The organism is Streptomyces sp. NBC_01260 (assembly GCF_036226405.1).
GTDB lineage: Bacteria > Actinomycetota > Actinomycetes > Streptomycetales > Streptomycetaceae > Streptomyces > Streptomyces laculatispora.
This window is the reverse complement of sequence record NZ_CP108464.1, coordinates 8,793,044-8,818,581: the sequence shown is the minus strand read 5'-3', so window position 1 is coordinate 8,818,581 and position 25,538 is coordinate 8,793,044. Positions and strand designations below refer to the sequence as shown.

Genomic DNA, 25,538 nt, shown 5'->3' with positions numbered 1-25,538 from the left:
TTCGCTCGGCGGCGACACCGCTCCCCCCAGCCGGCGCGCTCCGATGGCGTGCCGGCCGGGGGCCGGGTCGTGTCCGGTGCGAGGACCGGAGCTACTTCTCGGCGGACGCTTTACCGGCGCTGCCGTTGATGACGAACTGCGATCCGGGTTCGACCACGACATCGCCGTCGGCGGAACCGGTGATGGTCACATCGGTCAGGGTCGCGCTGCCCCGTGCACCTCCATGGGCCAGGATTCCCGACCCGTTGACGGAATTCTCGATGCGGACGTTCGAGATCTGCGCTCCGGGAACGGATCCACCGCCCGATTTGAACTGGATCCCGTCGTAGGTCGAGTCATGGATATCGGTGTCCCGGATCGTGACGCCGGGGATGTTCTGCCCGGCCGCGAACAGCGTGATGGCACCGAACTCCTGGGCCTCGCCCCAGAACGCCCCGCCCGTGCGGTAGAGCTCGTTGTTGGCGATCAGTGTCTGCCCGGAGAACGGCAGCGGATCGTGGTCCGTCGCCAGCATGATGCCGGGGTAGTTCATGGTGTCGGAGATGATGTTGTTCTCGACCGTGTTTCCGTACCCGCCGTAGATCGCGATGCCGTTGGCCCGCCAGGGCATCTGAATCGTGTTGTTGCGGAAGTGGTTGTCATGGCCGACGTCCACCGACGGATTCTTCACGTACTTGCTCGACCACACGGCCAGCGAGTCGTCACCGGTGTTCCTGAACGAGGAGTTGAACACCGTTGAACTGCGCGTGCCGTTGGCGAAGTTGATGCCGTCCGCGTAGGTGTTGCGAATCCTCATGCCGGTGAACTCGACTCCGTCACCCGGTCCCCAGAGGTCCGGAATGTTGTCGTAGTCGCGGCCGACCCACACGCCGACGTTCGCGTGCTCCAGCCAGACATTGGTGATCTTGGTGTCCTTGCCGAAGCGCCCGTTCAGGCCCACTCCGCCCTCGGCGTTTCCGTCCCCGCCGCGGATGGTGCCCGAGCCGAAGACGGCCAGGTCCGAGATCTTGGTGTTGTCGTCGATGTCGAAGCCGAAGTTTCCCTCGTGCGGATGGTTGATGCCACCGGCGTCCTGCGGCGGGGTGAGGGTGTACAGCTGGGAGTGCCACATGCCGGCGCCGCGGATCGTGACGTCCCTGATGCCGACCTGGTTGTACTGGCCCCGGTTCAGCGGGTCGTCGGTCAGGATCTTCTGCTCCTGACGCCACTGCCCCGGCGGAATCCACACACAGCCGATGTCACCGTTCTGATTCGCCGTCACAGCCCGCTGGATGGCGTCCGTGTCGTCGATCCCGTCGTTCGGGACCGCTCCGTAGCTGGTGATCGAGGTGCATCCGGCCGGCTGGGCGGCCGCCGGTGCCACCTGCTCCAGATCGACGAGGTCGATGATGTAGAAGGAGGCCGAGTCGCCAGCGTCGCGCTGGAGGCGGAACTTCGTACCGGCGGGATAGGTCTGGCCCAGCAGTGCGTTGGACTCGTCGAACAGCCTGCGGGCGTCACCCCCCGGCCTGTTGGTCAGGCCCTCGGGACTGTCCGTGTCGCCGTACAACCAGCTGTGCTTGGAGGAGAGGGTCAGCTTGCGGGCGAAGGTGTCGTTGACGTACAGGCTGATCGTGGCCTCCGCCCCACCGCCGGCCGGGGCGTCGGGGATGGAGTTGCGGACCACGATCGAGTTGGACGGAACGGTCGAGGTGATTTCGACGTACTGGCCGGTGGATTCCAGCCGCACGGACTGGCGGCCCGAGGACTCGGTGGCGAAGTTGGTGTGTCCGAAGGTGCGCTTCTTGTCGGACGTCAGCAACGTGCCCTGGTAGTGACCCTTTTCCGCCTCGTACTCGGTGTACGGGACCGCGGCCCCGCGGCCGACGACGATGGCGCGGGAGAAGACGTTGTTGTTCTCGTTCGTCTCGGCGACGACACCGGTCGCGTCCGCGGTGGCCGTCAGGTTGGCACCACCGCTCTTCGCGGTCCAGCTCCCACTGATGGGTACGCTGACCGTGCCTCCGGCGGGAATCGCGCCGGTCGTTCCGTTCAGCGTGGTGCTCTCCACGAGGAGACGGGTGACCGTCTGTGAACTCACCTCAGTGGTACCGCGGTTGTGCACGGACACGGTGAAGGAGACGGCGGATCCCACTGCGGGATTCGTCGGGCTGGAGGTGATGCCGAGCACCTCCAGGTCGGGGCCGGGGCTCTGAGCGACCACGAGCTTCGATGACGCGGTGCGGCTGTTGTTGCTGTTGTCCTGCTCGATGACCGTGTCGGTCGGGTCGACCACCGCCGAGACGCTGTACGTGCCCATCGGCCGCTTGCCGACGTCGACCCGCACGGTGGCCGAGGCGCCGGCGGCAAGGCCGCTCACCGGCGCGCTGCCGGCGACCACGCCTTCCAGGCTTACATCGACCGTCGTCGCGGCGGCCGGCGCCGTACCCGTGTTGCGTACGGTGGCACTCACGGTGACATCGTCCTGCTCGGACGGCGACGCGGGCGACCACGTCAGTTCGGAGACCGTCAGGTCCGGGTTGGGAGCGGCGGTCCCGACGACCTGGATCTCGGCGACCTGGGCACCGGGAGCACCGGTGTTGGAGAAGAACTTGAGCTGGATGTCCGCGTACCGCCCTGTCACCGGGATGGTCACCGTGTTCTGGTTTCCGGTGGGGCTGAACGCGTAGTCGGCCCGGTCCTTCAGCGAGGTGAATCCGGTGGCGGACTGAGGACGGCCGAGGACCTGGAGACCCTGGGTCCGGGCCGCCCAAACCTGGTCCGGGGAGAGTTTGACGACGACGGCCTCGATGTCGGCGTCGGCGCCGAGCTTCACCGTAAGTGTCGAGGGGTAGCCGTTCGACTCCCAGTACGTGCCGGGCTTGTCGTCATTGGCGTTGGCCGCCACGAAGTTCTGCGTGTACGAGGAAGCCTCGATCGGCTTGTTCAGTGCGAGGTTCGAGCCGACGGCCGCCGGCGGGCCTGGATCGTCCCCGCCGTTCTGTCCGTACACCTCCACCTGGGAGAGCTGTGCGGCGTTCCAGCCGGTGTTGGCCGTCACCTGCACCCGGATGTACCGCGTCTGCTTCGCGGTGAGGCCGACGGTGACGGTGTTGCCCGCCGACGGTGTGAACACCCGTGCGGCTGAGGGGGAAAGGGTGCTGAAGCTGTTTCCGTCCGCGCTGCCCTGGAGGCCGAGTGTCTGGGTCCGCGCCTCCCAGCTGTTCGGCAGCTTCAGCACCACCCGGTCGACGTCGAACCGGGCGCCGAGGTCGATCTGGACCCACTGCGGCAACGTGCCGGGGCTCTCCCAGTACGTCTGCTGGCTGCCGTCGGTGACGTTGGACGCCGGGTAGGCGCCGTTCGCCCCACTCGCCGTCGCCTGCTTACCGAGGGCGAGGTCGGGACCTTGTACGGCCGCCGAGGCGGTGACCGGAAGGAGCCCGACCGTCATCAGTGCGGCTGTCACCGCACCGATGAGGAACCGCCGTCCGAATTGCTTCCATCTCATGCTGTCCTCTGTTCCGTGGGGCTGCGGGACCGGGAGGGCACGGCGACGCGTCACCGGCCGCACGGCGCGTACTGCGTCACGCGGTCGGCCAGGGCCGGGGTGTGGGCCGCCGGTGCACCGATGAGGGCGATCAGGTACGCCGGCAGGAGGGAGAGCGAGCAACCTGCCGGAAAACACACGCTCATTGCTTGGTATTTTTAGTGATCTGGTCAATTTTTTGCGGCGTTGAGGTGACAGGTTTCTAGCAGGTCACACTTTTGTCAACGGTCCTCACACCGGCACCCGTCGCCGCACACGGTCGGATGCACCCACCGTCGAATCACCGGCACATCCATACATCGGATCTCAACGGGGACAAATCTGCGCGCAGCCGCCCGGCGCGACGGGACAGCAGGGCGCGCGACAGCTGGGGTGCGCTTCGGTAGAACATGAGCGAATCGCCCATATGGCTGCCCCAGCTACCCGGTTGAGGCACAGGCGGGCCCAGCTTTTCGTTGAAAATGATTGATGCATTGGGCTTTCGAGCATCTCTTGACACGCCGCGGTTCGCGCATTGCACCGACAGCTCCTGTTTTTGCCATGCTCAAGTCGAGTGACAGAGTTGTCGGCGTCATCATGAAGAGAACGCAACGGTCCCGCGGGTGGAAGACAGCCGTCATGGCCGTAGCCGCCACCGTCGCGCTGACAGGAACTGTGACCGCACCGACGGCTGAGGCGTCCCCCACGGCCGCCGGCCGGTCCTGGTGCTCTGCCGAACCGGCACGGTGCCGATCAGGTTCAGGTCGCGTTCGGCCAGGGCCCCGGAAGGCTCACGCCTCCTCCGTCGGGTGCAGTTGGGTGAACTCGTCTCCGAGCATGCCCAGGAGGACGAGATCGTGGTGCCGGCCGGCGAAGAACACGTGATCGCGGAGGCGCCCCTCCTCGACGAAACCGAGCCGACGCTGAAGAGCCAGCGATGCCTCGTTGTGTGCGAGAACCCGCGCTCCGCACTTGTGGAAACGCCGTTCTGCGAACATGAAACGCAGCAGCATCACCACAGCCTCCGCCGCGTAGCCCTTCCGGCGATGTTCGGCGCCGACCGTGACGCCGTACTCGAACCAGCCCGCGTGGGGATCAGCCTCGTGCGAGCCGACTCCGCCCACTATTTCCCCCGTGTCGACGGCTTCGATCGCCAGCCCGAAGCAATCGATATCGGACGTGGCGGCGGCCTCTTCCTTCGCCCGGACACGGAAACTCTCGGCGGAGCGGGGTGGGTGGAGCAGATCCCCCAACCGCTCCTCGTCCTGCGCGAAACGCATCAACGCCGCCCAGTCGTCGGGCTCGACAGCGCGGAGGCGAACCCGTTCACCGGTCCAATATGACGTCATCCCCCTATGTGATCACGCCGCACGTACGGGGTACAGACTCTCGCCAACCTCTCGAACCGTCTCCGACCTGGCGTTTCACTGTTGCCGACCCTGACGGGGACAAGCCGCGTTCGGCGCCGGCCGTCGAACGGGAGCCGAGTGGCCCGTGGGCTGGGAGACCGGCGAGGACGGTGGCTTCTTCCCTCCCAGAAGTGTGATCGCCGACGTTGCGGCGCCCCGGGCGGTGCACCAGAATGCCGGTATGACGGGTGAACTCAGGCCAGCCGACGGCTCTTCCGGGCCGAGCGCAAGGCCCGATATGCGGGCGTCCGACCGGGACCGGGACCAGGTCGTGGAAATCCTGCAGGTTGCCGCAGGCGACGGTCGGCTCACCGCTGCCGAACTGGACGAGCGCCTGGACGCGGCGTTGTCCGCCCGCACAGCAGGCGACCTGGCTCGGCTGACCGCCGACCTGCCCTCCGAAGGAATGCCGCCGCAGGCCAAGGATCTGGTCCGGATCGACCAGCGTTTCGGCGATGTCTCACGCACCGGTCGCTGGCTGGTTCCGCGCCGCATGGAAATCCGCCTGATGTTCTGCGAGGCGAAGCTCGACTTCAGCGACGCGTTGATTACCCACAACACCCTTCACATCGATGTCGACCTGCGCATCGGGGGGAATCTGATCCTGCTGACCAGGCCGGGGATCGTCGTCGACACCGATGGACTGGAACGCAGTAGCGGCGACATCAGGATTCGGCCGGCCTCCTCCGATGCCGACATTCCCACTGCCCTGCGTGTGCTCATGGCCGGACAGTCCCGCGGCGGCGACATCACCGCGCGGCCGCCGCGACGCAAGCTCTCGGAGCGGATGCGTCGCACACCGAGGCAACTCGGCCGCTGAGCAGCGCCCCGGCGCGGCCGGGTCTGCCCGGCCCCCCATGACTGCTGCTGGAGGGCATGAGCGGCGTCACCGCGATGACGCTGCGGAGATCCTCTTCTCGAACCAGTGGTCGGCGTACAGCTCCTCGTTGAAGGCAGGGACCTCCTCGAAGCCGGTGGCGTGGTACAGGCGGATCGCGGCAGTGAGCGTCCTGTTGGTGTCCAGGCGCAACACGTCGCGGCCCTGCAGCCGGGCCCGCGCCTCCAGCTCGGCCAGGAACCGGCGACCGAGGCCGAGGCCCCGGGCATGGGGCGCGACCCACATGCGCTTGATCTCTGCCGAACCGTCCTGCGGCAGCTTCAGACCGGCGCAGCCGATGGGCTCGCCGTGCAGTCGGGCGACCAGGAACAGACCGTGCGGCATACGGAGTTCACCCGCGTCGGGCAGCAGGCTCCGCACGGGGTCGAAGCCGGTCTCGAAGCGTTCCGCCAGCTCGCGGGAGTAAGACCGAAGGCAGTGCTGGGCATCGGGGTGCTCCGGGTCGACGGTGTCGAGTGTCACCGTCGAGGCGGTCAGCAGACGGTCGACCTCGGCCATCGCGGCGACCAGCCGCGCACGCTGGGCGGTGTCGAGCGGGGCCAGCAGGGAGCCGGCCAGTTCGTCGCTGCGGCCGTCGAGCACGGCACGCTCCGCGCAGCCCGCTTCGGTGAGCCGGACCTGGCGCACCCGTCTGTCCCGGGGGTGCGGCTCCACTGTGACCAGGCCATCGGCCTCCAGTGCGCGCAGCAGCCGGCTGACGTAACCGGAGTCGAGCCCGAGCCGCTCGCGCAGCCGGCGTACGTCCTGGCCCTGTTCGCCGATCTCCCACAGCAGCCGGGCCTCGCCGATGGGCCGGTCACAGGCAAGGTAGTTCTCCTGGAGCACGCCCACGCGCTCGGTGACGGTGCGGTTGAACCGCCGCACCTGGTCGATCTGTGCCGTATCCATTCTCTGACTTTAGTCAGAGAAACCCGTGCGGGGCCAGAGGCGCGAAGCGGCCGCCGGGCCGGCCGGACGCACCTTTCGCCGGAGCGTTCCACGACCGGGTTCACCGGCCACTTCGCCCGGCGGCGGTCGCTTCGCCGACCGGATGCGCCCCGCGGAAGAAGTTCGCGTTGTCACTCCCCGATCGATTGAAACCGTTCAAACAAGCAACTCGCTTGCACCGCAGCGAACATGAAGGAAATACACCCGGGCAACACCTCATCAAGAAACTCCCTGCACACTCATTGACCCCCACTTCGCACACCTCTACGTTCAGCTACGTTCGCTCTATGAATCGATTCATCACTTCTATGTGAGGGGCCGCATTGATCAGCAGGAGGAACATCCTGACGAGCGCTGCTGCCACGGTGGGCGCCGTAGCAGCCGGAGTCGCACCGGCCACGGCCACACCGGTACCGGCACCCGCCCAGGCGCATACCCGGCACGGTGCACCACGCGTCACCACGCCCACCGTCGAGTACGTTCAGCACCCCCTGGGCCTCGACACGCAACACCCCCGGCTGAGCTGGCCGATCACCTCGGACGAGCCGAACGTGCACCAGAGCGCCTATCGGATCCGGGTCGCCTCCAGTACGCCAGGCCTGTCGAACCCGGACGTCTGGGACAGCGGGAAGGTGATGTCCGGCGAATCCGTCCTCGTCCCCTACGCGGGACCTCGGCTCAAGCCGCGGACACGCTACTTCTGGTCCGTACGGGTGTGGGACACGGCCGGTGGCGAGTCCGGCTGGAGTGCGCCTTCGTGGTGGGAGACCGGCCTCATGGACCCCGCGCAGTGGTCCGCCACCTGGGTGTCCGCTCCCCCGGCCCTCACGGACGCACCGTCGCTGGAGAACAGCCACTGGATCTGGTTCCCCGAGGGCGAACCGGCCAACAGCGCCCCGGAGGGCACCCGTTGGTTCCGCCGCACCATCGATGTCGCGGACGGGATCACCGCGGCAACCCTCGCCATCAGCGCGGACAACGTGTACGCGGTCTCCGTGAACGGCACCGAGGCCGCGCATACCGACCTGGCGACCGACAACGAGGGCTGGCGCCATCCTGCGGTGGTTGACGTCCTCGCGCAGCTGCGTCCCGGAAGGAACGTCCTCGCGGTTTCGGCGGCCAACGCGAGCGAAGGAGCCGCCGGACTGATCGCCGCACTCACCCTGCGCACGGCATCCGGGGAACAGACCGTCGTCACCGACGCCTCCTGGAAGTCGACGGACAAGGAGCCCGCCGGTGACTGGCGCGGACCCGGCTTCGACGACAGCGGCTGGCCAGCCGCGAAGGAGGCCGCCGCGTGGGGAGCCGGACCATGGGGCAAGGTCATTCCGGCGGTGTTCGCGGCCAACCAGCTGCGGCACGCCTTCGAGCTGCCGCGCAAGAAGGTCGCACGGGCGCGCCTGTACGCCACGGCTCTCGGCCTGTACGAGGCCCGCCTCAACGGCCGCCGCGTGGGACGCGATCAGCTCGCTCCCGGCTGGACCGACTACCGCGAGCGCGTCCAGTACCAGACGTACGATGTCACCACGCTCCTGCGGTCCGGCGCGAATGCCATCGGTGTGTATCTGGCGCCGGGGTGGTATGCGGGCAATGTCGGCATGTTCGGTCCGCACCAGTACGGCGAACGCCCGGCGTTTCTGGCCCAGTTGGAGATCGAGTACACGGACGGGACGAGTCGGCGCATCACGTCGGGCACGGACTGGCGGGCGGCCTCCGGGCCGATCCTCTCCGCTGATCTCCTCGGCGGAGAGACGTACGACGCGCGCAAGGAGACCCCCGGCTGGACCTCGCCCGGCTTCGACGACCGGACCTGGTCCGAGGTGCGCGGCGCGGGCGAGGCCGCACCCGGCCTGATCGTCGCGCAGGTGGACGGCCCGGTCCGGGTGGCCAAGGAGCTTCCCGCCAGGAAGGTGACCGAGCCCGCGCCGGGCGTCTTCGTCTTCGACCTGGGCCAGAACATGGTCGGCTCGGTGCGGCTGCGCCTCTCGGGCGACGCGGGTACGACGGTGCGTCTGAGGCACGCCGAGGTCCTCAACCCCGACGGCACCATCTACACCGCGAATCTTCGCAGCGCCGCGGCAACCGACACCTACGTCCTCAAGGGCGGCGGCGCCGAGACGTACGAACCGCGCTTCACGTTTCACGGATTTCGCTACGTCGAGGTGACCGGCCTCCCCGGCACTCCCCCGGCCAGTGCGCTGACCGGCCGCGTCATGCACACGTCCGCCCCGTTCACCTTCGAGTTCGAGACCGACGTCCCGATGCTCAACAGACTGCACAGCAACATCACGTGGGGTCAGCGGGGCAACTTCCTCTCCATTCCGACGGACACGCCCGCACGCGACGAGCGTCTGGGGTGGACGGGCGACATCAACGTCTTCGCGCCGACCGCCGCCTACGCGATGGAGTCGGCCCGCTTCCTCACCAAGTGGCTCGTGGACCTGCGGGACGCCCAGACCGCCGAGGGCGCCTTCACGGACGTGGCGCCCATCGTCGGCAATGTCGGCAACGGCGCGGCCGGCTGGGGTGACGCGGGCGTCACGGTCCCCTGGTCGCTGTACCAGGCGTACGGGGACCGGCAGGTCCTGAAGGACGCCTGGCCCTCCATCCGGGCCTGGCTGACGTTCCTGGAGAAGAACAGCGACGGCCTGCTGCGGCCGGCCGGCGGGTACGGCGACTGGCTGAACGTCTCCGACGAGACACCGAAGGACGTCATCGCCACCGCGTACTTCGCGCACAGTGCCGATCTCGCGGCCCGGACGGCCACGGAACTCGGTAAGGACCCCGCCCCCCACCTCGATCTCTTCGCACGCATACGCAAGGCGTTCCAGGCCGCCTACGTCACCGCAGAGGGAAGGGTGAAGGGCGACACGCAGACGGCGTATGTCCTGTCCCTGTCGATGGACCTGCTGCCGGAGGCACTGAGGAAGGCGGCGGCCGACCGGCTCGTCGCGCTGATCGAGGCCAAGGACTGGCATCTGTCGACCGGCTTCCTCGGAACGCCCCGGCTGCTGCCGGTCCTCACCGACACCGGGCACACCGATATCGCCTACCGCCTGCTCCAGCAGCGCTCCTTCCCCAGCTGGGGCTATCAGATCGACAAGGGCTCCACCACCATGTGGGAACGCTGGGACTCCATCCAGCCCGACGGCAGCTTCCAGACCCCGGACATGAACTCCTTCAACCACTACGCCTACGGATCGGTCGGCGAGTGGATGTACACCAACATCGCCGGAATCTCGGCGGGCCGCCCCGGCTTCCGTGAGATCGTCATCCGTCCTCGCCCGGGCGGCGACGTCACCTCGGCCCGCGCCACGTTCGCCTCGGTCTACGGCCCCGTCTCCACCCAGTGGAAACTGCGCTCCGCTGGCATCGACCTGAGGTGCACCGTGCCCCCCAACACGACCGCCGAGGTGTGGGTCCCCGCGGACACCCCGGCCTCGGTCACCCACACCCGCGCGACGTTCCTGCGCGAGGAGGAGGGCTGCGCGGTGTACCGGGTCGGCTCCGGAAACCACCGCTTCACCGGGTAGGACGTCTCGTCACCACTGCCTGGTCGTAAAGTAGTTGTCCCATACAGCTCATAGAGGGAGACACACCTATGCCGATCCCGCTCGGTCTTGGCCTTCCGCAGATGAAGCAGTACGACCTCGGCCGCGATGTGGCCGACGTGGCACGGGCCGCGGAAGCAGTCGGGTACGAGAGTCTGTGGGTGTTCGAGCGGGTTCTGTTTCCCGAGCCCGCCACCCAGGGTCTGTACGGAGTTCCGGGGCTGGCCTGGCCGGAGCACTACCGCAGCGTCGCCGACCCGTTGGTCACCCTGACCCTGGCCGCCGCGGCCACCGACCGCGCCCGGCTCGGGACCAGCGTTCTCGTCGCGCCGCTCCATGTCCCCTTCCAGCTGGCCCGGTCGCTCGCCTCGCTGGACGTCGCCAGCGGTGGCCGGGTGATCGCGGGGCTGGGAACGGGCTGGTCCCTGGACGAGTACGCGGCCGCGGCCGTCGCCCCCTTCGAGAAGCGCGGCGCGGTCCTGGACGAGCTGCTCGACGTGTGCGCGGCCGTCTGGGGGCCGGACCCCGTCTCCTACAAGGGGGATCTGACCACGATCGCCCCGTCCGAGGTGGGGCCCAAACCGGCTCGTCCCATCCCCGTCTTCCTCCCGGCGAGCGGCCCCCGGGCCATTCGCCGTCTGGTCGACCGGGCCGACGGCTGGATGCCCGTGGCCATGGGCGCGTCGCAGCTGGCCGAGCAGTGGCAGCGGGTGCGGGACGTCGCCGCCGAGCGGGGGCGTGACCGGCCGGTCGGTGTCTGTGCCCGTGCCAACGCGCGGTACAGCGCCAAGCCGGTGGAGGGCCAGGGCCGGCAGCCGTTCCACGGAAATGTCGCGCAGATCGTGGAGGATCTGGTGGCCCACGCCGCGACGGGCGTTCCGGAGATCATGCTGGACCTCCAGGGCACCACCCGTGACGCCATGGAGCTCATCGACGTGTCGACCGAGGTGTACGAGGCAGCGCGAGCAGCCGGGGTCTGAGCCTGACCGCCCGGGACGGGTCGGCCGTCCCGGGCGGGCAGCCGGTGCGACAGGTGTGCGGGGCGAGGACCCGCGCGGTACACGGGGCCGGGTTCGTCCGCTGTCACACCGGCAGGAATTCGGGGGGGCAGCCTCAGGACACCTGACGACGGGGGGAACGCGACCGATGGACGACCGCACATCGCTGGCCCGCCGGTTCGAGGAGGACAGGGCACATCCGAGAGGACGGTTCGTTGCTCTTTGAGTGATTCTGTCGTCGCCTGCGGGTGTGGGTGTGCGCGGAATCTGTTGGTCCGTGTTCGGTTGGGGTGGCGGGTGAGTGAACGCAAGCCGTACCCGGGCGACTTATCGGATGAGCAGTGGTCGTTTGGTCGAGCCGGTGATCACGGCGTGGAAGGACCGGCACCGCTCGGTCAGCGGCCACCAGGGCGCCTACGCGATGCGGGAGATCCTCACAGCCCCAGCTGTCCTGACCCGCAGACGGTGACCGCGTGAACGTCCAGCCCCTGCTCAACGTGCTGGGCATCTCGGAGGACGCTGTGCGCGCCATGGCCGACGGCCTCCGCACCCAGATCGGCGAACTGCACGCCCGGCTGCGGGAGGCCGAGACCCACCTCGAACACCTCGCGATCTGCCGGAAGAAAAATGGACGTCAAGTCGCGAACCGCCCTCTGAGGGCCTCGGGAAGGGCCCAGTCGGCCGGTGGTGGGGTGGGTGGGATCAGGTCGGGCAGGGCCAGGTGGGCCAGGTCGAGTTGCTCGGGGCGGCCTGACTCCGGGGACGCCGGGCGGGTCGTACGATTCGCCTTGTTGGCCAGGTCGGCCGATCGGACGAGGCCGGATGACATGCGTGACGGGTATAGCGGCGGGGACCAGGCTCAATGTCCGGATGCATTTCGACGAGCGGACGTTGAAAGAACAGCCGGCCGGGACGTGGGCGGGGCCGTTGCTGTCGTCGAGGCCTGGTGGGGATGCGTCTGCGCAGGTGCCCGAGTACGAGTTGTTCGTCGACGACGTCAAGCGGGACAAGAAGACACAGGACAAGGACTGGCGGCATCTGACGCTGTGGGGGGACGCGCAACGTCAGACATGGGTGATGGTGATCGAGACCGAGTCGACCGGTTCCGGCACGGCTGTGTATCGCGTGCTCGGTTCTCAAGGCGAGTTGTTGGCGCGGGTGACACGTCGGCGGGGAAGTATCTTCCGCCTCGCCCGCACGTCGTGGCGGGTCGAGGTGAGCCACGGGCCGGTGCTGCGTGGTCTCAAGGGGCACTTGGCCGGCTGGTTCCTGTGGTGGCTGTTCTCGCCGGTATGGGCAGTGATGCTGGTGTTGATTCCGCTCGGGGGCGAGTTCCCACGGATGCCGTTGACGACTCGGTGGCGGCTTGACGGCCACGAGGTGATGCACTTCGACGAGGGCAGATACCAAGTCGTGAGTAATTGGCCGGACACGCGCCTGATGCACGCCGTGACGATGTTGCACTGGGCGCACCCGACCGTCTTGGGCGACTGGAGTCGGCCCTGAACGGTCGCGCCGTGCCACTTCAACGGCTCCGGTTCCGCTCAGGCCGACCACTTCGTCCGTACGGTCAAGGCCGCCGGCTACGACGGCAAGCGGCCCGGGCAGCTCCCGCCGGTGGTCGATCCGGAGAAGATCCGCGGCCGCTGCCCGGCCGGCGTGAACAACACCCCGGACGGGATCTTCGGCCCGGCCAGGACCACTGCTCATCCGATAAGTCGCTCGGGTACTCCTCGACGGCTGATACGGCGCCCGAGGCCGCGCCTGCGGCCCGTGCCCCGCCCGTCCGCAGGCCTCGTTGTCGTACCCCTGTGGCAGGGTTTTTACAGGGGCGCCGGACCGGGTGTCCGCATCACCTGTCGGACGCAGCCGCGCGGCTGCCGAAGGAGCGCAACTCATGTCCGGTTCCGACGAAGCCCGTAGGTCCCTGGCCGCTGTCGCGGCACTGCTCGCTCCGGCCCATGAGGCTGTCGCCGCGCGGGCACTGCACGCTCACGACGACCCCGCGGGATACGTGCGCGACCATGCCGCCGCGTTGGAGGACCGGGGTATCGATGAGCCCCTGCCCGACCTCGCCTGGATAGCGCTCGTCGACGCGCTCGCCAAGCACCGGCTGCTGGCGGAGCTGGACTGGAAGGAGGACTCCGATGAGATCCGGTCCCAGCTTCGGGGGCTCGCGTCCCAGCCGTCGGTGGATCCCTGGGTGCTGGTCGGGGCGGACGACATGCTGCTGCCGACCCACGAGTTCCTGGAGGCCTGCGGTCGGCACTACCGCGACGTCGGTGCGGCGCTTGCCGTCCTCGACATCGACTCGGACTGCTACCCGGTGGTGTGCCTGCGAGCCACGCGGATGAAGGAGCTGACCGCGCTCGCGGCCCGCGCGGGCTTCACCGCACGGGGATTCGGCGCCTGATTCCCGGTCAGGCCGATGGCTCGGAATCAGGTCTGAATCCCGGGCACGGCGACAGCGGGAACGGGTCCGTGGCGCCACGCGGCGGGCCCTCGGGGGGCCGTTCACCCCGGGCGCGCGAAGCTGCCCACCGGGCCGCGCACGGGCCTCCCAGGAACCCGCGAGCAGGTCCGCGAGAATCCACCTGACCTGGCCTTTCGTCCTGTTCGAACCTATCGTTTCGGTATCGGGAAAGGAGATCCGGATGGACCGGAGCATACGGACCGTGGACGACGTAATGAAGCTGCTCGACGGCCTGTTCGTGCCGGAGGCGGACCGCTGGACGACGGCCGGGGCCTCCTGGTGGGACGACTTCTACGCCGACCGTTCGAAGCCCGTGCCGTTCTTCGTGTCGAAGCCTGATGAGAACCTGGCTTCCTTGGTCGAGCGGGGTCTGATCAAGCCGGGCAGGGCACTCGATCTGGGCTGCGGTCCAGGCCGCAACGCCCTCTACCTGGCGTCCATGGGATTCGAAGTGGACGCCATCGACCTGTCACCGGCCGCGGTCGCCTGGGCCGAGAGCCGGGCCGCGGAGGCGGGTGCCGAGGTCCGATTCCGTTGCGGTGACGCCTTCGACCTGCTCGCTGCCGAGCCCGGCCGACCGTACGACCTGATCTACGATTCCGGCTGCTTCCATCATCTGCCGCCGCACCGGCGCATCAGCTACCGCGCGCTGCTCGACCGGGCCCTGGCACCGGGCGGTCACCTCGGCCTCACCTGCTTCGCGGCCGGTGCGATGGGCTCGGAGCTGAGCGACCGGGACTTGTACGGCCAGTCACGTCTCCACGCCGGGCTCGCCTACACGCCGGAGGCGTTGAGCTGGATCTTCTCCGACCTCACGGAGATCGAGCTGCGCCGCATGCGGGACGAGCCGTCCGAGTCGCCGCTCTTCGGCGAGTCCTTCCTGTGGACCGCGCTCTTCCGGCGGGAGACCACACATCGTTCTACGGCTTCCGTCACGCCGTGACCCGGGTTCAGTAGCCGGCCGGACGTATCAGGCCGGTCTCGTAGGCGAACACGGCGGCCTGGGTCCTGTCCCGGAGTCCCAGCTTGACCAGGATCCGGCCGACATGGGTCTTGACCGTCTGTTCCGCGACCACCAGGTTCGCGGCTATCTCGGCGTTCGAGAGTCCCTGCGCGATGAGGGACAGGACCTCGGTCTCGCGTTCCGTCAGGACTCCCGCGCGGCCCCTCTCCGGGATGCGGGGTGTCTGGGTGACGCGGGAGAACTCGGCGATGACGCGCTTGGTGATGTTCGGTGCCAGGAGGGCATCCCCCGCTGCCACTACCCTGACGGCCTGGGCGAGTTCGGCCACCGAGGCGTCCTTGAGGAGGAATCCGGAGGCGCCCGCGCGCAGCGCTTCGTACACGTACTCGTCGAGGTCGAATGTGGTCAGGACGAGGACCCTGACGGTGGATCCGGCGGGCTCGGTGATGCGGCGCGTTGCCTCGATGCCGCCGAGCCCGGGCATACGGATGTCCATCAGCACGACGTCGGGCGTGAGTTCGGCGACCTTGGCCACCGCGTCCAGGCCGTCGACCGCCTGGCCGACGACCTCGATCCCGGGCTCGGCGTCGAGAAGGACCGTGAACCCCTGGCGGACCATCATCTGGTCGTCGGCGATGACAACACGGATGGTCATACGGATTCCTCCAGGGGAAGTATCGCCACTACCTCGTAACCGCCTTCGGGTGTCGGCCCGTTGGTGAATTCCCCGGCCAGCATGGCGGTGCGTTCACGCATGCCGAGGAGACCGTGGCCGATGTCGCGCGGAGGCGGGGCCGGTGTGTCCGGCGCCGTGTTGGTGACGCGGACGGTGACGCAGTTCGGCAGGTATCCGATCCCGACGCGTACCGCTGTTCCGGGCGCGTGCCGCATGGTGTTGCTGAGGGATTCCTGGACGATACGGAACGCGGAGAGACCGACGCCGGGCGGGATGGGCCGCGGTGTGCCGCTGATGTCGGTGGTGACCCTGAGGCCCGCCCCTCGCACGTTGTCGAGCAGTTCGGGCAGCCGGTCGAGGGTGGGCTGGGGGGTGTGCCGCGCCTCGGCGGACAGTGCGTCCTCGGAGCGGAGCACACCGAGGACGCGGCGCAGTTCGGTGAGCGCGTCGACGGCGTTCTCGCGGATACCCGCGAGGTTCTCCTTGAGTTCGTTGGACGGGTTCTCGACCAGATGCGGGGCGACCTGGGCCTGGATGGAGATGACCGACATGTGGTGGGCGACGACGTCGTGGAGTTCGCGGGCGATGCGGTTGCGCTCTTCGAGGAGGGTGCGGCGGTTGCGTTCCTCGGCGGTGCGTTCCTCCTGGGCCACGAGTTCGGTGCGGGCGACCTGGCGGCCGCGCAGTGCGGCGCCGACCACGACGGCGGTGGTGAGGACGGCAACGGCGACACGTGTGTCGGCGGTGGGATCGGTGAAGCCGTACGGGACGCAGGCCAGGCCCGCCACTACGCTGAGGGTGAGTGCCTCGACGGCGATCCGGGGGCGCAGCCGCAGGGCCATCATCAGCAGCACCCCTGCCTGGACGACGATTCCGGGCGCGGTCCAGGGAAGCGTGCCGTCGACGGCCCGGAATTTCGCGGTCAGCGCGACAATGATCATGACGGTGGTCACCACCCACCAGGCGGGCACCGGCCGGTACAGGGCGGCGATCAGTGCCGCGGACTGGATCCCGCCGAGAAGGACGGCGTCCCAGTTGTCCAGCCCGTACTGCCACACAAGGGTGTTGATGCTGAACGCGGCGATCGGCACCGTGCACACCACGAGCGGCACCAGGAGGGCGGGGAGCCAGTCGTGCAGTCCGGGCCTTCGGGGACGGGGCGGTGGTTCGACGGCCGTGGTCCACAGGTCGTGGGCGAGGGTGCGCGGGAGTGCCTTCAGACGTCCGCTCAGCAGTACCCCGGCCCCCGCCCATTGCCTACGCATGACTGCCACCCTAAGCACGGTGTGCCTCCCCGGTCCGGCTGGGTCGCCCTTCCCGCACCACCGTGGTGCGTCCCTGCCGACGCTGTTCGTACGTTCTGAACGCCGCCCAGCACACGGTCAGTGCTACGGCGAAGACCGGGAGCCAGAGCAGCCGGGCGATGATCCACTGCATCCCGTCCGGGCGGGTGTGCAGGCCCGGCAGGGTGCGGCCGGTGAGCAGACCGGTCGCCGTGACCGCCATCATCGCCGTCTGGTGCCAGAGGAAGATGGTCATGGCGCTGAGGTTGACCAGGGCCACCGCCGCCCATGCGGCAGGCCTCACGAGTACCCGCCGCAGCGGCCCGAGCAGGAGCAGTGCCGCACCGCACTGAGCGAGTCCGAAGGTGACCGCGGCGAGGGTGGGCGGGTCGAGATTGGAGATCCCGGCGCCCGGCACGCCGACCATGGCCGCGGGGTATCCGGCGAGGAGGACCAGCAGGGCGGTGGCCGTCGCGCCGCCGATGAGCAGGGTCCAGCCGGTCGTCCGGGACCGCAGGTCCCCGCGGGACCAGGCCGTGCCGAGGCAGTACGGGACGAGCCAGCCCGCGGCCACGTTGATCCAGCCGAGCCGGGCGGGGCCGTCGAGCCCGAGCCTGATGATGTCGACGTGGATGACCACGACGAGGGGCCACAGCGGGTGGAGCCGGCTGACGAGCGGGGTCAGTGCGGTGAGCGCGGCGAAGACCAGCAGGAACCAGAGGGGTGAGAGGACGAGTTTGAGCAGGGCGTGCAGGTTGTCGTAGCCGACTCCGGAGGCGAGCATCGTGCCCGCCGTCATGGCCCAGACCACCAGCAGCGCCGCGACCGGCCGGAACAGCCGGAGGGTCCTGGTGCCGAGCCAGCGACCGTAGGTGGTGCCCCGGGCGCGGGCCGACGCATAGCTCTTGGCCGCTACCTGCCCGCCCACCAGGAAGAACACCGCGAGTGTCTGGAACGCCCAGGAGACGGGAGCGAGTTCGGGTGTGCGCTGGAGCGGGCTGGCAGCGTGGATGGTGCCGCTGTCGACGACCAGAGCGGTCACCAGCCAGTGACCGAGCACGACTCCGAGTATGGCGAGGGCGCGCAGCGCGTCGAGGGCCCGGTCGCGGTGGTGCGGGGTGGCGGCGTCGATCCGCTGGATGACCTCACGCATGCCGGCTCCTTCCGGAGGGTGCGGTGCCCGAGACGATGCGGGCGAGGTTCCGCAGGGACAGGGAGCCGGGCTTGAGGTAGTCGCTGTGCCCGCCGGTTCCCGCGTCGAAGGTGCGGGCGCCGAACTCCTTCGACATCGGGTCCCTTCCGAAGCCGATGGAGACGAAGGGGAGACTCAGCCGGGTGTGCGGAATGCGGGCGACCCAGTCGTCCGCTCCCCGGCCGGCCCAGACGGCGGCACGGGTGTGCAGCGCACGGACGTTACCGGCGCCGGTGCCGGGACTGGCGTAGAGGACGAGGGCGGCCACTCCCCGCAGACCGGGCGCCGCTCGGGCGCAGACGACCGAGCCGTAGGAGTGGCAGAGCAGGGAGATCCTGGCGGCCGGTCTGGCGGTGTGCAGGCCGTCCGCGAACCGTGCGAGGCCGGGTGCCGCAGCGTCTGCTCGTCGGGTGGTGAGGGCCGCGGGGCTCACCGTGGCCGGCGTTTCGTAGCCGAGCCACGCGACGACGGCCGCCTTCGGGCCCAACTTCCTTCGCAGGGCAACGGAATCGTTCCTCAGACGCCAGTACCTGTCGAGGTTGGTATCGGCGCCGGGCACGAGTACGGCGATCCGCTCGGCCTGTGCCAGGTCTCCGAAGACCTCGGCGGTGCGGCCGCCGTCGCGGCCGTCGAAGAGGAGGAAGCGGCGGTGGGGGTCCGCCATGTCGCGCAGCGCCGCGGCCCGCCTCCGGTCGCCGTGGCCCGCGGCCATGCGCTCGGCGGCACGGATTTCGACGCGCGTGGCGGCGTAGCGTGCGTCGAGGGTGCCCGGGGCGGCGTTCCGCAGCGGGGCGAGCTCGGCCGGAACGGGTGCCGGGACGGCTGCGGGGCGGGCAGCTCCGGACACGGGCGCGGCAACCGAAGTGGCGACGAGCGCGGCCAACAGGGTGCGGCGCAGGCGGCTGTTGCGCGGATGGGCGGGCATGGGGGTGAGTCCTTCCGTACCGGATGTGCTTCGTGCTTCCGGTAGGAAGTTATGAAATGCGCCCTGTAGTCGGCGTCCCCCCAGGGATCACATCTGACGTGTAGCTCCCAAGTACTACGGGTAGGCCGGTGGTTCGAGCCCTCGGCAGGGCCGCGGTCAGGGTCTGCGTCGTCGCGGGACGTGGCGCTCTGCGGTGGGCGCAGAGCGCCCGCTGTCAGCCCTGGAGGGCGGCGAGTTCGCGCACCGTCGCCATGTCGCTGAACGGAATGAGCTGTTCGCCGACGATCTGGTACGGTTCGCTGCCCTTGCCCGCCACCAGGACGATGTCGTCGGGTCCGGCGGCCTCCAGGGCGAAGGCGATCGCCAAGCGCCGGTCCGCGTGGCGTTCGAACCTGGTTCCGGAGCCCTCCAGACCCGGGGCGATCTGGTCCATGATCGCTTCGGGGTCCTCGTTCCTGGGGTTGTCCGACGTCAGGACGCACAGGTCGGAGCGGGTCCCGGCGATCTCGCCCATCCGGGCCCGCTTGGTGATGTCCCGGTCTCCCCCGCAGCCGAAGACGGTGATGACCCGGCCCTGCGAGAAGTCCCGGACGGCGCTGAGGACTTTGTCCAGGGAGTCCGGGGAGTGCGCGTAGTCCACGATCACCGCGGTGCCGCGCGGCGTCTCGAAGCGTTCCAGCCGGCCGGGGACGGGAGGCATCCGGTCCAGTGCGGCCACCAGTCCGGCGAGGTCATGGCCCAGGAGGTGGCAGGCAGCCACGGAGGCCAGCGCGTTGGACACGGAGAACCGTCCGGGAACCGGGATCGCCGCGGGGTACTTGCTGCCCTCGTGGTGGAGGGTGAAGCGGGTGCCGAAGGCGTTCATGCTCAGGTCCGTGGCCCGGTAGTCGGCCTCGGTGTCGATGCCGTACGTGGTGACCATGCCCGGCATCGTCGGGGCGATGGCCGCGCCCACCGGGTCGTCGGCGTTGACCACGGCGCTCCGGCACAGTCCCTGGAAGAGGCGGAGCTTGGCGTCGCGGTAGTTCTCCATGGTGCCGTGGTCGTCCAGGTGGTCCTGGGTGAGGTTGGTGAAGATGCCCACGTCCAGGAAGGCGCGGTCCACCCGGTGGTGCAGCAGGCCCATCGAGGTGGCCTCCAGGACGACCGTGCCGACCCCCTGGTCGCGCATGTGCCCCAGGAGGTACTGGAAGTCCGGTGACTCCGGGGTGGTCAGGACGGAGCGTGGCATCGGGATGAGTTCGTCACCGATCCGGCTGCCGGCGGTGCCGATCACTCCGACTCGCGCGCCCTCGGCGATCCTGAGCACGGATTCGACCATGTACGAGACCGAGGTCTTCCCGTTGGTGCCGGTGACGGCCACCATGTCCATGGCCCGGCCGGGCTCTCCGTGGTAGCGGGAGGTGACGACCGCCGCTGTTGTACGGGTGTCCGCCACCCGCACCACACATGCGCCGTCGGGCGATGCCTGCACCGCCGCCAGGACGTCCGGTGCCTCGCTGTCCACCAGCACGGCCACGGCGCCCCGCGCCAGTGCCGGGCCGACGGCCTCGGGACCGCCTTCGCGATGGCCGGGCACGGCGATGTACAGCGAACCCGGTGTCACGCGGTGGGCGTCGAAGCATGCTCCGGCGGTGATCGGGGTCTCCGGATCACCGAGGAGGACCTCGTGATCGTGCCCGGCCAGCAACTCCCTCAGTTTCATGCAGGGTCCTCTCGAAAATGCGGCTCGGCACCCGTCGGCCGCCGCCGTGGGGTTGCCGACGGCGCGCCGCGGGAGCTGCGCATGGTGTGGGGTGCTGCTGTGTGTGCAGCGAAGGCGGTGAAAGAACTCCGGTGGCGGAGCGGGCGATCACGGCCGGAAGCGGAATGACGGCGCGGCGCGGCCGGCTGCGGTGGGTCCTGGTCAGCCGTGACCGTGCAGGGCGCGGCAACGCGCCTGGGGGGCGGCGGGGCACAGCAGGTGAGGCGCCTGTCCCAGGCACTCCCTCACCGCGTCCGTGTGACCCATGAGTGGAGTGTACGTCCCGGGGACCGCGCCGGATCCCCGCCGTCGGGCCGGCCGGGAGCAGGGGGTGCCCGGTGGGGGCGCGAGTGGGGCGCGGACCGGTTCGTGCGGGATCGTGCGCGGCGGCATGGCCCGCCGGGGCGGCCGGTGGCACCCGAAGGGCCTGTCGCGCGGAAGCGGTGTGCTCCGCGCGACAGGCCCTCGGGACCGGTCGGGGTGGTCAGGCAGTGTGAAGCGTCAGCCCGTACCGGTTCAGGATCTCGTTGATCGGCTGGTGCCAGGTCTCCCCGCCCGAGCTGCAGTTGCCCCAGCCGCCGGAGGTGACTCCCTGTGCCTGGTCACCGCTGATGAAGGAACCGCCCGAGTCGCCCGGCTCCGCGCACACGCTGGTCTTGGTCATCTGGTAGACCGCGCCCTGGCTGTAGTTCACCGTCTCGTTGGTGGCCAGTACGTTGCCGCAGTGCCAGTGGGAGGTGGATCCGGAGCGGCATATCGAGGCACCGATGGGGGCCTCGGCGGAGCCGCGTACGAGCTGGTCCGAGACGGTGCCCCAGCCGAGGACCACGGGAACGGTCCACCAGCCGTTGCCCACGCTCACCCAGGCGTAGTCGTCGCCGGGGAAGGACGACCCCTGGAAGTTGCCGATGGCGGAGCCGTCCCATCCGCTGACGCCCGCACCCGCCTGTCCGCAGTGTCCGGCGGTGACGAAGCCGCCGTACACGGAGAAGCCGATGGAGCACCGTACGTTGCCCGTGTAGTACGGGTCGCCGCCCACGGTCCCGGCGGCGAAGGTCTGCGGTGCCTGGGCGGTCTGTTCGACGACGACCGGTCCGGCCGCGCGGGCCCGCTCGACGAACGCGCGGACATCGTTGTCATCCTGCGCAGAAGCGACCACGTTGACAACGACCTTGTTGGCCTGGGGGTCGACGTGCCAGCTGCTGACCCCGGCGGGCGCGTCGAACGTGTCGATCCGCGCCTTGACGGCGTCGAGCCGGCGCGCGGTGTGGGCGACCAGGCGTACGGCTGCACCGGTCGCCCGTACGGCTGCCTTCTGTTTGCCGCTGGTGACGGCCACCGTGAGGCCGCCCGTCGACGGGTCGAACCAGGAGCCTCCGTACGTGGCTCCGGCGGCGTGCTTCGCCTTTCCCTGTATCGCGGTCGCCGTCTTCTCCGCGGACAGCCTCGCCCTGGCCTGACTTTCCGTCAGTCCGAAGTCCGTCTGCATGGCGGTCAGCAGTCCGGCGGACGCCGGGGGTGCGTCGGAGACGGCGCGGGAAGCGGTGGCGGGGGTGTCTGCGGCGGAGGCGGAGGGGAAGCCCGCGCCCGCCCAGGCTCCGACGAGGAGCACGGCGGACAGAGCTGTTCGCAGAGCTGTGATGCGTCTCAAGGCATTGGCCCTTCTGTTGTTCCGGCGATGTGGGGGAGGAACAGCAGGCGTCCAGGAGGCGTCTCGTCTGAGAGCGCTCTCAGAGTGTGCCGTTCCGGACTGTAGCCCAGAGTCGTTTGCAGGTCCATGCCAATGCATGAGTGGCCGGACGGGGCTGCCTGTTGATCAGGCGTACTCATCCGTGGGCCCGAACTCGCCCTACGGTCACGTCAGATGAACCCGGGAACGCGCAGAATCGGAGCCGGGCTGACCGGTGCGCTGATCTGCTCGGTCGCGCTCGTGCTCGGCGACTGCGGGGTGCTGAGCACGAAGGAGGACCGCCGGTTCGCCGAGACGCTCGCCGACGAGCACTACCCGGGGATGCTCGAAGTGATCGATAGGGGGTGTGGAGGCTGGACCGGGCGCATCGGGTCAGGGCCGCAGGGGCCGGTAGCCGAAGCTCCGCCACAGTGTGCGGACGGTCCCGCTGTCCGACCAGTGGCCGGGGGCCGGCGCCCTGGTCGTGTCCGCAGCCTCCCAGGTCCGGACCGGACCGCCGGAGGCGCCGAGCGGCTCCCACCCCGGTTCGCCGGTGGCGGCGAATCCGGCCCAGGCGGCGGTCATCCGGTCCGAGAGGTGATGGTCCGCGGCCGTCGGCGCCCCACCGATCAGGAACCGGATGCTCTCCTCGCCGAGGTTCCCGAAGGCGAACGGGACGTCCGCGCAGTGCCAGGCGTACGCCACCGGCTCAGATCCGCCCCGCTGCCGCGCGAAGCGTGACAGGAAGGTGCGCCCGCCGGCCCGTGCGTGGACGTCGGCGAGCCGGCTGCTGTACTCGCCGAACATCAGGTCCCCGTACAGGGCGAGATGGACGTCGCCCACGGGGGCTTCGGGCATGAGACCGCGGTACCCCTGCGTCAATGAGTCCGGGAGCCCGAAGTCCGCGGCGAAGCGGTTCAGATGTTCCTCTGTGGTGACCTTCGCGCTGCTGCCGACGGCATCCAGCAGCCAGTACTCCTGGGTGGTGTGGCAGACGAGCAGGTCGATGCCGGAGGCCGCCCCGCCGGCGAGGACGGCGAGCGGGTCGGCGCGCAGGTGCACGCCGTCGGCGACCGGGCCGTAGAGGACAGGGTCCCAGTGGTGGCGTCCGGAGTGCGGGTTCTGCCGGTATGCGTCCACGACGGCGTCGGACGCCTTCACCAGCGTCTGCGGCGAGGCGGCTGCCAGTCCGGCGCTCGTCGCGGGGACCGCTGCCTCGGCGGCCACCTTCTCCATGAGGTGTCCGGCGAGTTCCGGTGAGTAGCAGGGGCCGACCGCGCTGTGCGCTATCGCGCGCCTGAACAGCCCCCGTGCGCTGTCCATGGCCATCAGGCAGGCCACCGATGCCGCTCCGGAGGACTGCCCGGCCACGGTGACGTTTTCCGGAGCCCCGCCGAAGGCGGCGATGTTCCGGCGCACCCATGTCAGGGCGGCGATCTGGTCGAGCAGTCCGCGGTTGGGCGGGCAGGGGTCCTCTCCGTCGGCCGGGACGTGACCGAAGCCCTCGAACCCGAGGCGGTAGTTGAGGGTGACCACGACCAGGCCGGCGCGGGCGAGCGCTGCACCGTCGAAGTCCGGCTGCGCACCGGACCCGAAGGTGTAGGCGCCGCCGTGGATCCAGACGAGCACCGGCAGCGGGCCACCGGGGGCGGCGCCGCCGACGGCCGGGGTCCAGACGTTGAGGCTGAGGACGTCCTCGTCGCCGGGCGACCAGCTCGGTGCGCCCGGCAGCTGCGCCGACTGCGGCGGAACGGGCCCAAAGTCCGCGCAGTCGCGGATGCCGGCCCAGGGACCGCGGGGGCGCGGCGCCCGGAACCGGTCCGCTCCGAACGGCGGCTCGGCGTACGGGATGCCGAGGACGGCGACGACACCCCGGTCCGGGCCGTTTCCCCGTACCTGCCCGCATGCCGTATCGAAGACATTCATCAACGCTGCTCTGCCGTCCTACGCTCCCCGACCCGCCGGGCTCAGTGATCAGGATGGCAGAGCCCGCGGTCGCGGCGCGAACGAAATACTCGTCACCGCGAGGAGTGCGCCGACGCGACCGGAGGACGCCGGGCCGTCGTCCGGGAACGAGCGGTCACGAGCCGACCTTGCGCTTGTTGTAGACATCGAAGCCGACGGCGGCGAGCAGCACGAAGCCCTTGATGACCTGCTGGTAGTCGGTACCGATACCCACGAGCGACATGCCGTTGTTCAGTACGCCGAGCACCAGGCCGCCGATGACGGCGCCGAAGACCGTACCGACGCCGCCGCTCATGGAGGCGCCGCCGATGAACGCGGCGGCGATGGCCTCCAGTTCGAAGTTGGTGCCGGCCTGGGGCACGCCTGCACCGAGGCGGGCCGCGTAGACGGCGCCGGCGAGTGCGGCGAGTACTCCCATGTTCACGAACACGAAGAACGTCACGCGCTGGTCCTTGACGCCGGACAGCTTCGCCGCGGCACGGTTGCCGCCCAGTGCGTACACATGACGGCCGATCACCGCGTTGCGCATCACGTAACCGAACCCGATCAGCAGCACGGCGAGCAGGAGGAGCACGACCGGGACACCGCGGTAGCTGGCCAGAGTCATGGTGAACGCGAGCACGGCCGCGGCCACGGCCGCGCACTTGGCGAGGAAGAGGTTTCGGGGCAGGACGTCGAGTTCGTAGCGCTTCTGGCGGCGTCGGTCGCGGACCTCCTGGAGCAGGGCGAAGGCCAGCAGCGCGAGCCCCAGGAGCAGGGTGAGGTTGTGGTAGTTGGTGTGCGGTCCGATCTCCGGGAGGTATCCGGTGGAGATCTTCTGGAAGCCGTCGGGGATCGGACCGAGCGAGCGGCTGCCCAGGAGGATCTGCGTTCCGCCGCGGAACAGCAGCATTCCGGCCAGCGTCACGATGAACGAGGGGATACCGACGTACGCGATCCAGAAGCCCTGCCAGGCACCAGCGACCGCCCCGAGGACGAGGCCGAGAACGAGGGCGAGCACCCAGGGCACATCGTGTTCGACCATCATGACGGCGCAGGCGGCGGAGACGAAGGCGGCCAGCGAGCCGACCGAGAGGTCGATGTGCCCGGCGATGATGACGATCATCATGCCGATGGCGAGGACCAGGATGTAGCTGTTCTGGAGGACGAGGTTGGTGACGTTGTTCGGCTTGAGCAGGACGCCGTCGGTCCATATCCCGAAGAGCACGACGATCAGCCCGAGGGCGATGAGCATCCCGTACTGGCGCATGTTGCGGCGGAGCGCGTCCAGGAGGAGTGTGCCGGCCGTCACGGGTGGGGCGGGGGCCGCCTTGCCGGTGCGCTGCGGGGTGACGGTGGGGGTCTGGGCCATTTCCT

General features: G+C 69.4%; 17 protein-coding genes and 1 pseudogene. 7 read left to right on the top strand and 11 right to left on the bottom strand.

Annotation, left to right across the window (positions count from 1 at the left end; all coding sequences use genetic code 11):
• Positions 1-91: 91 nt before the first annotated feature.
• Complete coding sequence (locus OG322_RS39275; RefSeq protein ID WP_123465740.1) at positions 92-3,490, bottom strand: CARDB domain-containing protein; 3,399 nt, start codon at positions 3,488-3,490, stop codon at positions 92-94.
• Between the two features lie 809 nt (positions 3,491-4,299).
• Positions 4,300-4,857 carry a GNAT family N-acetyltransferase gene (locus OG322_RS39270; RefSeq protein ID WP_123465738.1) on the bottom strand — a complete coding sequence of 186 codons (558 nt, stop codon included), beginning with the start codon at positions 4,855-4,857 and terminating at the stop codon, positions 4,300-4,302.
• Between the two features lie 145 nt (positions 4,858-5,002).
• Here OG322_RS39270 and OG322_RS39265 point away from each other — a divergent pair, with 145 nt between their 5' ends.
• Positions 5,003-5,737: a DUF1707 SHOCT-like domain-containing protein gene (locus OG322_RS39265; RefSeq protein ID WP_241200367.1), complete on the top strand. Its 735-nt coding sequence runs from the start codon at positions 5,003-5,005 to the stop codon at positions 5,735-5,737.
• 66 nt (positions 5,738-5,803) lie between these two features.
• On the opposite strand, the gene OG322_RS39260 is transcribed toward OG322_RS39265, so the two are convergent.
• Positions 5,804-6,703 carry a bifunctional helix-turn-helix transcriptional regulator/GNAT family N-acetyltransferase gene (locus tag OG322_RS39260; RefSeq protein ID WP_123465734.1) on the bottom strand — a complete coding sequence of 300 codons (900 nt, stop codon included), beginning with the start codon at positions 6,701-6,703 and terminating at the stop codon, positions 5,804-5,806.
• A gap of 362 nt (positions 6,704-7,065) precedes the next feature.
• Here OG322_RS39260 and OG322_RS39255 point away from each other — a divergent pair, with 362 nt between their 5' ends.
• The 6 genes and pseudogenes from OG322_RS39255 to OG322_RS39230 all read left to right on the top strand — a co-directional run bounded on the left by OG322_RS39255 (position 7,066) and on the right by OG322_RS39230 (position 14,707).
• Positions 7,066-10,275 carry an alpha-L-rhamnosidase gene (locus OG322_RS39255; protein WP_329307651.1) on the top strand — a complete coding sequence of 1,070 codons (3,210 nt, stop codon included), beginning with the start codon at positions 7,066-7,068 and terminating at the stop codon, positions 10,273-10,275.
• Positions 10,276-10,343: 68 nt separating this feature from the next.
• The gene (locus OG322_RS39250) at positions 10,344-11,273 is read left to right on the top strand and encodes an LLM class F420-dependent oxidoreductase (RefSeq protein WP_329307650.1); all 930 of its coding nucleotides are present in this window, start codon (positions 10,344-10,346) and stop codon (positions 11,271-11,273) included.
• 315 nt (positions 11,274-11,588) lie between these two features.
• Positions 11,589-11,733 (top strand): annotated as a pseudogene (locus tag OG322_RS39245) (IS5/IS1182 family transposase); the annotation flags it as partial.
• 428 nt (positions 11,734-12,161) lie between these two features.
• Positions 12,162-12,797, top strand: coding sequence for a hypothetical protein (locus OG322_RS39240; RefSeq protein WP_148085554.1), 636 nt, complete (start codon positions 12,162-12,164; stop codon positions 12,795-12,797).
• Positions 12,798-13,188: 391 nt separating this feature from the next.
• Positions 13,189-13,704 (top strand): DUF6630 family protein, encoded by a 516-nt coding sequence (locus OG322_RS39235; RefSeq protein WP_329307649.1) that lies wholly within the window; start codon positions 13,189-13,191, stop codon positions 13,702-13,704.
• Positions 13,705-13,945: 241 nt separating this feature from the next.
• The gene (locus OG322_RS39230) at positions 13,946-14,707 is read left to right on the top strand and encodes a class I SAM-dependent methyltransferase (protein WP_329307648.1); all 762 of its coding nucleotides are present in this window, start codon (positions 13,946-13,948) and stop codon (positions 14,705-14,707) included.
• Between the two features lie 7 nt (positions 14,708-14,714).
• Here OG322_RS39230 and OG322_RS39225 read toward each other — a convergent pair whose 3' ends face one another.
• From OG322_RS39225 to mmsB, 8 genes are all read right to left on the bottom strand, one after another.
• A complete protein-coding gene (locus OG322_RS39225) occupies positions 14,715-15,383 on the bottom strand; it encodes a response regulator (protein WP_123465722.1) in 669 nt (222 codons plus the stop codon).
• Positions 15,380-16,669, bottom strand: a complete 1,290-nt coding sequence (locus OG322_RS39220) for a sensor histidine kinase (protein WP_329307647.1) — start codon at positions 16,667-16,669, stop codon at positions 15,380-15,382. The genes OG322_RS39225 and OG322_RS39220 overlap by 4 nt, the downstream gene beginning before the upstream one ends.
• Positions 16,670-16,679: 10 nt before the next feature.
• A complete protein-coding gene (locus tag OG322_RS39215) occupies positions 16,680-17,840 on the bottom strand; it encodes an acyltransferase family protein (protein WP_329307646.1) in 1,161 nt (386 codons plus the stop codon).
• On the bottom strand, positions 17,833-18,804 hold the full coding sequence (locus tag OG322_RS39210; protein WP_124285997.1) for an alpha/beta hydrolase: 972 nt from the start codon (positions 18,802-18,804) through the stop codon (positions 17,833-17,835). Before OG322_RS39210 ends, OG322_RS39215 begins: the two co-directional genes overlap by 8 nt.
• Before the next feature lie 214 nt (positions 18,805-19,018).
• Positions 19,019-20,509, bottom strand: a complete 1,491-nt coding sequence (locus OG322_RS39205) for a UDP-N-acetylmuramoyl-L-alanyl-D-glutamate--2,6-diaminopimelate ligase (protein WP_123465714.1) — start codon at positions 20,507-20,509, stop codon at positions 19,019-19,021.
• Positions 20,510-21,032: 523 nt separating this feature from the next.
• Positions 21,033-22,199, bottom strand: coding sequence for a S1 family peptidase (locus OG322_RS39200; RefSeq protein ID WP_329307645.1), 1,167 nt, complete (start codon positions 22,197-22,199; stop codon positions 21,033-21,035).
• Between the two features lie 411 nt (positions 22,200-22,610).
• Positions 22,611-24,143 (bottom strand): carboxylesterase/lipase family protein, encoded by a 1,533-nt coding sequence (locus OG322_RS39195; RefSeq protein WP_329307644.1) that lies wholly within the window; start codon positions 24,141-24,143, stop codon positions 22,611-22,613.
• Between the two features lie 154 nt (positions 24,144-24,297).
• Positions 24,298-25,533: a multiple monosaccharide ABC transporter permease gene (gene mmsB, locus OG322_RS39190; RefSeq protein ID WP_185095529.1), complete on the bottom strand. Its 1,236-nt coding sequence runs from the start codon at positions 25,531-25,533 to the stop codon at positions 24,298-24,300.
• Between the last annotated feature and the right edge of the window lie 5 nt (positions 25,534-25,538).